Below are 11,668 nucleotides of genomic sequence, written 5' to 3'. Positions count from 1 at the left end.
AGCTAAATTTCCAGAATGAATCCTCCAATGGGGGAACTACCCCGGCCAAAACAGCAAACTAGTCTGTGAAACCAAAAGCCAGATGAGAAATATAACCCTCACCGTCATAACCCTCGTGATAGCCGTACTCATGGTACTTAGCGGCTTCATATTTTACGCCGTGACGGTACGGAAAAGGACCAACGCTGCTGCCGACTGGATACGAACCAGTCAGATAACCACCAATCAGGCCAGGGCCATCTCCATATTAGATTACAGAAGCACCGCCGGTATTAAAGACTTCCTGCTGAGCAACGGCCGCCTCATACTTCCGGAAGCACGGCTGCAGGACAGCCTCCAGCAAGCACTCCAGCGCCTCTCCGGCAATACCCACAACACCACCACCCAACAAGAACACCTCCAGGCCATACAACAACTGCTGCTGCAACGCCGCCATACTAAACAACAGATCATCGCCACCGCCGATACCAACCCGGACCAAGCAGAGGAAATGATCCTCGGCACCGCCTTCTCCGCCCAGACAGCCAGCCTCCGGAACCTGATCAATACCTACATCGATACGGAACAACAGGAACTGCTTCAACGCATCCATAAAGATTCCTCCTATACCTCCTGGTCTTTATGGGTGACGCTCGGCCTTAGCGCCTTCATGATCATCCTCCTGATCGGGGAAGTCCGCTTTATCTTCAAACTGTCTGTAAAAATAAAAGACTGGGGCAACCAGCTGCTCAAAAGCGAACAAACCTTCAAACGCCTGGTGGAAGAAGCCGAACCGATCATCTACCAATCCACTAAACACGGCTTCTTTACCTACGTCAGCCCCCGCGCGGAAGAACTGACAGGCTATCCCAATACCACGCTGGTAGGTAAACATTACTCCCTGCTCCTGGATGACAAGGAATTTGAACGGCTGAAAACCTTCTATCTGCAACAGCTGGAAAACGGAGACGAATACTCGTCGCTTCGTTTTGAAATCACTACCCGCACCGGAGAGAAAAAATGGGTGGAACAACTGGCCTATCTCATCACCGGCGAAAACGGCAGCAAGGAATTTGAATGTATCGTGCGGGACATTGACCGCGAATACCGCAAGGAACAACATGTCCAATACCTGCAGAAAAGACTGGAAGCCATTCTGGACAACATGCCGTCCATGATGTTCGTAAAAGATATGCCCGGCAACTATCTGCTGGTCAATAACCGGTTTATGGAAGTAATGGGCGTCTCCAAAGATGATATTGTAGGAAAAACCGACGCGGACCTCCGCTATCCCTGGGTAGAACGGTATGCCGGCATGAGCCGCAAAGTAATGGAAACCGGTACCAGGGAAAAAACAGAAGAAACGCTGACCATAGATGGCAAAACATACCATTTCCTGCTCACCATGTTTCCCCTCCGCAACGCCAGCCATGAAATGATCGGTATCTGCTGCATCGGCACCGATCTTACGGAGAAAACACTTTACCTGGAACAGGAGAAGGAAGCCCGCGAAAAAGCAGTAGAGGCGCAGAAAAGCCAGGAAACTTTTCTGGCTAACATGAGCCACGAAATACGTACGCCCATGAACGGTATCGTGGGAATGACACAACTCCTGCTACAGGAAAAAGGCCTTTCTCCCATCCAACAGGAATATGTGACCGCCATCCGGCGGTCTGCCGAAAACCTGCTGGTCATCATCAATGAAATACTCGATTTCTCTAAAATAAAAGCAGGCAAACTGGAGGTGGTCAGCGAACCGTTCAACCTCCGGGAAGTTGTCAGCAGCACCACTTTCCCGCTGCAGCTGCAAGCCAGGGAAAAGGGACTGGTCTTCAATGTCCGTACGGCGGAAAACATGCCGGTTGAACTCCTGGGCGATGCCGTACGGCTCCGTCAGATCCTCACCAACCTGATCGAAAATGCAATTAAATTCACACCCAAAGGCTATGTAACAGTCACGGTTACACTGGTATCGGCCGATAAAAATAATTCAGGCCTCCGGATAGGCTTCGAAGTAAAAGATACCGGCATCGGCATTCCCGCCGATAAACTGGACATGATCTTCGAAAGCTTCTCCCAGAGCCACAAAGGCAATAGCCGCGACTTTGGTGGCACCGGCCTTGGACTTACAATCTGCAAACACCTGATAGACTTGCAAAACGGCACGCTCAAAGTAGAAAGCAGTCCCGACACAGGCTCTGTATTTTACTTTGAACTGCCTTTTACAAAAAATCCTTTTCCACGGCCACAGCTGCCGGGCCAGCCGCAGACGCAGCCACCGGCTCAACCGCTGAAAGGACTGTCTGTCCTCATCGTGGAAGATAACCGCATCAATCAGCAGGTAGCCTACTACACACTGAAGAAAGGCGGATGCTCCCGCATAGACGTTGCTGACAGTGGCATGGCCGCTCTCGAAATATTAAGTACCAAATCCTATAATTGTATCATTATGGACCTACAAATGCCGGGCATGGATGGTTATGAAACCACCCGTGCTATCCGTAACAATGGTATCAATACCAGCATTATTGCCCTCACTGCTTCTGCGCTGGATGGTGAAAGGGAACGTTGCCTGCAGGCGGGGATGAATGACTACGTGTCCAAGCCTTTTGAGAAAGAGGACCTGTTCCGGAAAATCCAGGCTTCTACCAACAACGGCGATGACCAGGGCCCGCAACCGGAACACCGCCCGGGTCCTGCCCAACAACTGTCCACGCCAGCCGGTTCAGGTGGAAGCGGTCTGCCGCCGTCCGATCCGGCGCCCAACGAAAAACCGGCTATCAGCTTCGAGTTTATCCATTCGGCTGTAGCGGAAGATGAAGTGAAAATTGTGCTGGAAGAACTGGTGCTGTCCATGCCCGCCTACATTTCCCAAATGCGGCAATATATCGAAGAAAAAAACTGGGAGGAAGTCGGTAATCTCGCCCATCAGCTGAAAGGCAACCTGGGGTTTGTTTCCATGCACGAAGCAGTACAACTGGCGCATGAGATCAACAGGGGAGTGGTGCTCGATAACAACTATGAGGAAATCTCCCGCAAAGCCGCCAGGATAGAAGAATTATTTAACCGATACAAACCCGATATTGAGGCACATATAGCCATCTGCCCGTGATTACTGTGCTACCGGCAGCGTAAAGTAGAACAGGCTACCTTTGCCTTCTTCACTGGAAACGCCGATCACACCGCCCTGCGCTTCGATAAACTCTTTGGAAATGGCCAGCCCGAGGCCATTTCCTTTATGCCCCTTTACTCCCGGCACCTGGAAAAAACGCTCAAATATCCGGTCGCGAAAGGCCAACGGTATTCCTTTGCCATAATCCTGCACGGAAAAAGACAACATATTGGTGCCCGTGTTTTCCACCTTCAGGTCTATCGCCGATTTCAACGTAGAATAACGGATGGCATTGGTCAATAGGTTCACCAGCACCCACGCGGTTTTCTCCACATCGGCCATTACCTGGGGCAGCACTTCGGGCACGCTTTGCCGGATGGTGACCTCCCGCTGGGCCGCCTGTTTCTGCACGGTGTCCAGCGCATACTGCACAATATTCAAGGCCGTAACAGGCTGCGGTTGCAGCTGGATATTGCCACTCTCTACCTGCGACAGGTCCAGCAACTCGCCCACAATTTTGATCATCCGCTGGTTGTCCTGCTTCATGCTTTCCAGCAGCTCGCGCTGTTCCGGCTTCAATGGCCCGATACGTTCATCCTCCAGCAGCTTGAGACTGAAATCGGAAGATGCCAGCGGGGTTTTTAACTCATGAGAGATAGTGGCAATAAAATGCGTTTTCGCGAGGTCCTGCTCTTTAAAAGCAGTGATATTTTTAAGGATAACGACATAGCCTATACGATTGTCTTCATGCCGGATGTCAGCTGCTTCCTGCGTAAAGAAACATTCCTTGCCGTCCACAACGATCTTCAGGGGCACATTCTCCCGGGGGTTGATCAGGAATCGCAGCAGGTCGTTCTGCTTCGCCAGCTCATCTGCCGAATGGCCTATCAGTTCTTTTTCTGGGATACTCAGCAGCTGCAGCGCCTGCGCATTGGCAAAAAGCACGGTGTTCTGGGTATCAAACCCGATGGTGGCGTCTTTCAGGCTGCTGATCACCGCTTCGGCGCGTTGTTTTTCGAAAGTGATACGGGCAATATTGCTGTGCTCATATTCATCCAGCCGCTGCGCCATGGTATTAAAGGCCGTGGCCAGTTCGCCCAGCTCATCGTTGGACTTGAAATGCAGCCGCTTGCTGTATTGTTTATTGGAAATGCCTTTGATGGCTTCTGTCAGCGCATCGATAGGGTTGGCGATATAACCGGGGAAATTATACACAAAGGTGAAGCCCAACAGGAAACATACACCGCTGATAACAGCGATATACAACAGGGCATGATCGGCCGTGCGCTTTACCAGCTCGTTCTTTCCAACGATCGCGTTCATGTTGAGGTCCATGATGTTATAGATCCCTTTCTTGATCGCCGCCACATCGGCCGGATTGGGAACACTGTCATGCTGCAGCTTGTCAAACAAAGCCGTTACCTGGGCGGTGGCCGTGCGTTCCCCCCGCTCTGTCACGTTGGCCTGTTGCTGCTTCAGGTTGGTGGCAAACTGCTGCAAGGCCTGCGTTCTGTGCTGAGGCAGGTCTTCGAGCGCTACCATCATATTCTTCGCGTACTCCAGCGACTCATAATTGTCTTTCAGGATGATCTTGGCCTTTTCTGTCAGCCGGTTCAGGTAATAGTATCCCAGTACACTTACTATCAGCAGCATAATGTAGAGGAACAACACCCCCAAAGTAATCTTCGTTTTTAGCCTCAGTGTACTCATGACAGGATAATCAGATCTATATCGTTGGAAGAAAGTGTTTTCAGCAGCTGGTTAAACAGGTTGGTCCGCAAAATGATCCGGAACAAACTGATATGCGGTTTGCCGATACAGACGGTAGTGATCTGTTTATCCAGCGCTACGCGGATGATCGCATCAGAAATACGCGCATCATGTTCCTGCACAACTTCCGCGCCTAATTCTGTCGCCAGTTTCAGGTTATTGATCAGATGACGCTGTGCGGCCAGTGGTATTTTTTCAACGCTTTCGCGCGGCGTCTGCACATACAGCACAAACCAGTCTGCATGATAATAGGCCGCCAGGCGGGCGGTTTTGCGGATAACCTTGCGCGCCACTTCGTCATTGGTGGAAATACAGGCCAGGAAATTTTCATGGCGCATCTGCTGGCTGCGCGGCACTTCTGTTTCCACCTTGCGTTCTACCTGTGTGGCCACTTCTTTAAGCGCCAGTTCCCGCAACTGAAGGATTTTATCGGCCTGGAAGAAATTGCGCAGGGCAGTGTCTACTTTGGACTGATCATATATCTTGCCTTCTTTCAACCGTGTGATCAGCTCATCGGCAGTGAGGTCTATGTTTACTACTTCATCGGCCATTTGCAGCATACTATCGGGCACCCGTTCTTTCACTTCCACGCCGGTAATGGCTTTCACCTCCTGGTTGATGCTCTCGATATGCTGAATGTTGACCGCCGAAATCACGTTGATGCCTGCATTCAGCAGGTCTATCACGTCCTGCCAGCGTTTTTCGTTTTTAGACCCTGGGATATTGCTGTGTGCCAGTTCATCCACCACCACCCATTCCGGCGCCAGCAGCAGGATGGTATTGAGGTCCATTTCATCCAGCATCTTGCCTTTATAGAAAACCTGCCTGCGGGGGATCGCAGGCAGGCCTTCCAGCAGGGCGTGTGTTTCGGTACGCCCGTGTGTTTCTATATATCCAATCTGGATATTGATGCCGTTCCTCAACATGGCGTGCGCTTCCTGGAGCATGCGGTAAGTCTTGCCCACGCCGGCGCTCATGCCGATGTAGATCTTGAACTTGCCCCGGCCACTGCGGTTTGCCAGGTTAAGGTAATGTTGTACGGTGTTTTCTTTTTCTGTCATGGTATATTAAAACCACACTGCCAGCGATGCCGTCAGGGCAGCATTATTGTTTTTGAGTTCTGTTCCTTTGATGAATGTTTTGTCTCTGCCGTTAAACATCCTTCCTTCTATACGAAACATCACATGGCTGACAGGGGTAAAATCCAGGTTGAGGGAATAACCGGTCGTCTGGAAGCCGTGCGGAGTCTCCGTGGCGATCACTACGCCGTCTGCATCGTTAAAGTATTCTACTCTTCCCGCTGCCGCCAGTTTATCAGTGAAAGCATAACGGGCGATCACGATCGGCGTATACCAGTCAGACAGGCCGCTGCTGCCTTTTGCTTTCTGTTGCAGGCCATAGTCAATTCCCGCTATCAGACTGAATTTTTCTGTTATCCCAAAGGTACCGTAAAGGTTGTTAAAATAACGCATCCGGCGGGTGCTGTCAGGGAAATCGTTGCCCACATAAGTGCTCCAGTTGAGTAACACTTTATCGGATGGCTTGAAGGTGATCTGTGTGCCGAAATCAGGTGTCTGATTACCGTCTACCCGTTTGATACGTTGCCATCCGTTGAGGTACATGGCGGCAAATGACCATTTTTCGTTGGGTGTCCAGGTCACTTTGGCGCCGGTTTCAAAGTAAGGGGAGTTTTCTGCCAGCATGCTGCGGGTGAGCGTATAGCAGTCCTTTCCGATAGCGCTTTCAAAACCGATGTGGGCGGGCATGATACCGGCATCGATCCATACGTTTTTACCAACTCTTACGCCTACGTTGGCTTCATATACATACTGGAAGATGGAAGGTTCCGCAGCCATATTGTATTGGGCGTAAGTACCTGTCATCAGGGCGATATTGCCCCGAACCCTGTCGGAGTTGTAGTTGGCTTTCAGCATGGCCAGGTTGAGGTTCAGCTCATTGTGCCTGTTGAAGTTATACAGGAAACCGGGCTTGGTATGATTGGCCGGCTGATTGAAGTCATAACTGTAATAAGCTTCCGCATAACCGGAAAATGTCAGTTTACCTTTTTCCTTTTCTTTTTCTGTAGTTGGTTCGGTTTGGGCAAAGAGCGTAACCGCGGCTGCCAGAATGGCGACCAGCAATAAAATCTTCTTCATAAAATGTATATAGGTTAAATAGATTTCCGGTGAAGTCTCACCGGAAATCATTCGTTTATTTTAGCTCGTCCAGCGCAACATTGAGCTTGAGGACATTGACAGTGGAAGGGCCCAGCATACCCAGCAAAGGTGCTTTGGTATTGGCATCTACCAGTTGTTTCAGTTTTTCAGGAGCAATACCCCTGGCTTTGGCCACGCGTGGTATCTGTATATAAGCCGCAGCAGGAGAGAGGTGCGGGTCGAGGCCGCTGGCGGAAGCTGTCACCAGTTCTGCCGGGATATCGGCTTTTTTCACGTCCGGATTGTGGGCCAGGAAAGTGTCAATTCTTTCCGCCACGGTTTTCAGGTAATCCGGATTGCCAGGCGCTTTGTTGGAACCGCCGGAACCGGCAGCATTGTAATCTACCGTGCTGGGGCGGGACCAGAAATACTTATCGTCTGTGAATTTCTGTCCTATATTTTCATACCCTACTACTTTTCCATTATGCGTTACCGTTACCCCGCCGCCTTTACCGGGCGCCATTTTGGCGATACCGGCAATGATGAGCGGGTAGATGCCTGCCAGCAGCACCAGCAGGAGAACGGTCAGTTTAATAGAGGGCAGGAGATACTTTTTCATCTTCTTAATTTTTTCTTTTGACTACATAAAGAGAGCGATCAGCATATCAATCAGTTTGATACCGATGAAAGGAGCGACCACGCCGCCCACACCGTATATCAGCAGATTCCGGCGAAGCAGTGCGCTGGCGCCGATAGGCTTGTAAGCCACACCGCGCAATGCCAGCGGAATAAGCATAGGGATAATGATCGCGTTGAAGATCACAGCGCTGAGAATAGCTGTTTCAGGGCTGTGCAGCTTCATGATATTGATACCCTGCAAAGCAGGGATAGAGGCTACGAAAAGTGCCGGTACGATAGCAAAATATTTCGCGACGTCGTTGGCGATAGAGAAAGTGGTGAGGGTACCGCGTGTCATCAGCAGTTGTTTTCCGATTTCCACGATCTCAATCAGCTTGGTAGGGTCGTTGTCCAGGTCCACCATGTTACCGGCTTCTTTGGCCGCCTGGGTGCCGCTGTTCATAGCTACGCCCACGTCTGCCTGTGCCAGTGCCGGCGCATCGTTGGTACCGTCGCCCATCATGGCCACGAGGCGGCCTTCCTGTTGCTCTTTGCGGATATACGTCATCTTGTCTTCCGGCTTGGCTTCCGCGATGAAGTCGTCCACGCCGGCTTTGGTAGCGATATATTTGGCGGTGAGCGGGTTGTCGCCGGTTACCATCACGGTTTTCACACCCATTTTACGCAGGCGTTCAAAACGTTCGCTGATACCGGGTTTGATGATGTCCTGCAGCTCTATGACGCCCTGTACTTTGCTGTTGAGGGCCACTACCAGCGGGGTACCGCCATCACGGGAGATAGCTTCCACCCGGGCTTGTGTGTCTTCCGGGAAATGGAAGCCTTCTTTTTCGGTGAGCTTTCTGATGGCATCATAAGCGCCTTTGCGGATACGGTTGCCATCGGCCAGATCGATACCGCTGCTGCGGGTTTCGGCGGTGAATTTCACAAGGCTGGCGCCGTTCACGGTCAGTTTGCTGACGATGTCCTTACCGGCCAGTTCCACGATGGACTTACCTTCAGGTGTTTCGTCAGACAGGGAGCTGAGGGCGCACAGTCTGATAAATTCTTCCGGTGCATGGCCATTGGAAGGGTAGAAGTTGGTGGCTTTCCGGTTACCGATGGTGATGGTGCCGGTTTTGTCCAGCAGCAGCACGTCGATGTCGCCGGCTGTTTCCACGGCTTTACCGGATTTGGTGATCACGTTGGCACGCAGGGCACGGTCCATGCCTGCAATACCAATAGCGGAAAGCAGGCCACCGATGGTAGTGGGGATCAGACAGACAAACAGGGAGATAAAAGCGGCGATGGTGATCGGTGTCTGTGCGTAGTCCGCAAATGGTTTCAGGGTCACACATACAATGATGAACACGAGGGTGAAGCTGGCCAACAGGATCGTCAACGCTATCTCGTTCGGTGTTTTCTGACGGCTGGCGCCTTCTACCAGAGCGATCATTTTATCGAGGAATGATTCGCCCGGTTCGGTGGTCACCCGTACTTTGATATGGTCAGACAGTACTTTGGTACCGCCTACTACACTGGATTTGTCGCCGCCGGCTTCACGGATCACCGGTGCAGATTCACCGGTGATAGCTGATTCGTCGATGCTGGCGAGGCCCTGAACGATCTCCCCGTCGGCCGGAATGATATCACCCGGATCACAAACGAAGATATCGCCTTTGCGCAGCGCGGAAGAAGAAATCACTTTGATTTCGTTGGTGAAAATTTCTCCTATCAGCTCTATTTTTTTGGCCGGTGTTTCCTCTCTGGTGCGGCGAAGGCTCTCTGCCTGCGCTTTACCGCGCGCTTCCGCAATGGCTTCTGCGAAATTGGCAAACAGCACGGTGAGGAAGAGTATGAAAAAGACGGTGAAGTTATAAGCCGCACTACCCTGATCAGTGTTTTTGGTAAAGGCAGCGTACAGGGCAACAATCAGCATCACCACGGTACCTATCTCCACGGTAAACATCACCGGGTTTTTGATCATCAGTCTCGGATTCAGTTTCACGAAGGACTGCTTCAGGCTTTGCATCACCTGTTCCTTCGGAAACAATGTATTATCTCTTTTCTTCATGGTAATTGTTCATTATGGTTTATCATCTGTACAGGGAGAAATACTCTGCAATAGGGCCCAGCGCCAGCGCAGGGAAATAGGACAAGGCGGTGAGGACAATGATCACGGCGAATGTCATGGCTCCAAATGTGACCGAGTCTGTACGCAGGGTACCGGCAGATTCCGGAATGTATTTTTTAGAAGCCATGATACCTGCGATGGCCACAGGGCCGATGATCGGCAGGAACCTGCCCAGTATCAGCACAAAGCCGGTGGATACGTTCCAGAATACATTGCCGTCGCCAAGGCCTTCGAAACCGGAGCCGTTGTTGGCGTTGGAGGAAGTATATTCATACAGCATCTCGGAGAAGCCATGGTAGCCGGGATTGTTCAGCCAGGCTGACGGCTTCACGGCCCAGTCTGCATCCGGGTGATGAGCCAGTACCCAGGAGGAGAGGGCCGTGCCCGCCAATATCAGGAAAGGTGACAACAGGGTGATGATCGCAGCGATCTTCACTTCCCTGGCCTCCAGTTTATGTCCCATCAGTTCGGGCGTACGGCCTACCATAAGACCGGAAATAAACACCGCGATGATGATAAAAATGTAATAGTTAAGGATACCTACGCCACAACCGCCATAGAAGCAGTTCAGCATCATGCCCAGCAGCTCCATCAGACCGGTCATCGGCATGGTACTGTCATGGAATCCGCAGATAGAACCGGTAGAGATAATGGTGGTCACGGTGCTCCAGTAGCCTGTAGCGGCAGGGCCGAAGCGGACCTCCTTGCCTTCCATGGCGCCGGTGAGCTGTTGTATGCCCATATGCGCGATGGCCGGGTTGCCATTAATTTCCGCCATCATAGTGGGTATGAGTAGCATGATCATCCCGATGGTCATCACCCCGAAAATGACATAGGCAAACTTGCGGCGGTTGATAAACATGCCCAGTGCAAATACCATGGCGATAGGGATCACTACCTGCGCCACCATTTCAGTCATCCAGGTGAGGTAGTTCGGGTTCTCCAGCGGATGCGCGGAGTTAACGCCAAACCATCCGCCACCATTGGTGCCCAGGTGTTTGATAGCGATAAAGCCGGCAGCAGGGCCGCGGGACACATTCACAGTGTCGCCCTGCATGGTCACTACGGTATCTTTACCGTCAAAGCTGGCAGGAGTGCCGTTGAACGCCAGGATCAGCGCAACTACTATACAGAAGGGTAAGAGAATACGGGTATTGGTCTTTACAAAGATATCCCAGAAGTTGCCCAGTTTGGTGGTAGTCTTTTCTTTAAATGCTTTGAATACAACGATCAGTGCAGCAATACCGGTAGCAGCGCTCACAAATTGCAGGAATGCCAGTACAAACAACTGGGTAAGATAGGTAACACCGGTTTCACCGGAATAGTGTTGCAGGTTACAGTTCACGAGGAAGCTGATCGCCGTGTTGAACGCCAGGTCTGCCGACTGTCCCGGGTTACCGTCAGGGTTCAGTGGCAGCTTGTCCTGGAACATCAACATAAAGAAGGCATATACAAACCACACCAGGTTGATGGTCAGCAACGCTTTCAGATGTTCTTTCCAGGTCATTTCTTCTTTGGGATCGATGCCGGAGATCTTAAAGAACAGCCGCTCCATCGGAGCCATAAAGTCGGACCAGGTTTTTTCGCCTTTGAATACCTTTACGATATACCTCGCCAGTGGCCAGGCCAGTAGTAATGTTAGTCCATAGGTGGCAATAACGCCTAAAATTTCTGTTGTCATTTCTAATTAGTTAAAAAGCATGTTGCATGCGGCTACAAGTGAATAGGCCGTCTCAGAATTTCTCCGGTTTCAGCAGTACATAGATCATGTAGCCGAAGACCAGTATTGATAGCACGAATAATGCGTTCATAATGGAGGTGTTTATCAGATTTTTTCAAAGTAATCGACAGAGGCAAAGAACAAGGCAAAGCAGGCCAGGCCCGCGAGTACCAGTAATACAG

8 protein-coding genes are annotated in these 11,668 nt (G+C 51.2%); 1 reads left to right on the top strand and 7 read right to left on the bottom strand.

What is annotated here, in order from left to right; all coding sequences use genetic code 11:
- Window positions 1–82: 82 nt before the first annotated feature.
- Window positions 83–3,091: an ATP-binding protein gene (locus ACTJJS_RS15840; RefSeq protein ID WP_440664416.1), complete on the top strand. Its 3,009-nt coding sequence runs from the start codon at window positions 83–85 to the stop codon at window positions 3,089–3,091.
- Here the strand turns inward: ACTJJS_RS15840 and ACTJJS_RS15835 are convergent, their stop codons facing one another.
- The 7 genes from ACTJJS_RS15835 to ACTJJS_RS15805 are packed head-to-tail and all read right to left on the bottom strand — an operon-like array spanning window position 3,092 to window position 11,577.
- Window positions 3,092–4,801 (bottom strand): ATP-binding protein, encoded by a 1,710-nt coding sequence (locus ACTJJS_RS15835; protein WP_440664415.1) that lies wholly within the window; start codon window positions 4,799–4,801, stop codon window positions 3,092–3,094. It lies immediately after the preceding gene.
- A complete protein-coding gene (locus tag ACTJJS_RS15830; RefSeq protein WP_168870707.1) occupies window positions 4,798–5,922 on the bottom strand; it encodes a sensor protein KdpD in 1,125 nt (374 codons plus the stop codon). The genes ACTJJS_RS15835 and ACTJJS_RS15830 overlap by 4 nt, the downstream gene beginning before the upstream one ends.
- 6 nt (window positions 5,923–5,928) lie before the next feature.
- Complete coding sequence (locus tag ACTJJS_RS15825; RefSeq protein ID WP_343744558.1) at window positions 5,929–7,017, bottom strand: porin; 1,089 nt, start codon at window positions 7,015–7,017, stop codon at window positions 5,929–5,931.
- Window positions 7,018–7,072: 55 nt separating this feature from the next.
- A complete protein-coding gene (locus ACTJJS_RS15820; protein ID WP_168870709.1) occupies window positions 7,073–7,636 on the bottom strand; it encodes a K(+)-transporting ATPase subunit C in 564 nt (187 codons plus the stop codon).
- A gap of 21 nt (window positions 7,637–7,657) precedes the next feature.
- Window positions 7,658–9,706 (bottom strand): potassium-transporting ATPase subunit KdpB, encoded by a 2,049-nt coding sequence (gene kdpB / locus ACTJJS_RS15815; protein WP_168870710.1) that lies wholly within the window; start codon window positions 9,704–9,706, stop codon window positions 7,658–7,660.
- Between the two features lie 22 nt (window positions 9,707–9,728).
- Window positions 9,729–11,447 carry a potassium-transporting ATPase subunit KdpA gene (kdpA, locus tag ACTJJS_RS15810; protein ID WP_440664414.1) on the bottom strand — a complete coding sequence of 573 codons (1,719 nt, stop codon included), beginning with the start codon at window positions 11,445–11,447 and terminating at the stop codon, window positions 9,729–9,731.
- A gap of 52 nt (window positions 11,448–11,499) precedes the next feature.
- Window positions 11,500–11,577, bottom strand: coding sequence for a potassium-transporting ATPase subunit F (locus tag ACTJJS_RS15805; RefSeq protein ID WP_211092629.1), 78 nt, complete (start codon window positions 11,575–11,577; stop codon window positions 11,500–11,502).
- Window positions 11,578–11,668: the final 91 nt, after the last annotated feature.

This window comes from Chitinophaga sp. 22308, from assembly GCF_052045305.1.
Lineage (GTDB): Bacteria > Bacteroidota > Bacteroidia > Chitinophagales > Chitinophagaceae > Chitinophaga > Chitinophaga varians_A.
The sequence above is the reverse complement of the archived record's forward strand: the minus strand, read 5'-3'. Positions and strand labels throughout refer to the sequence as shown.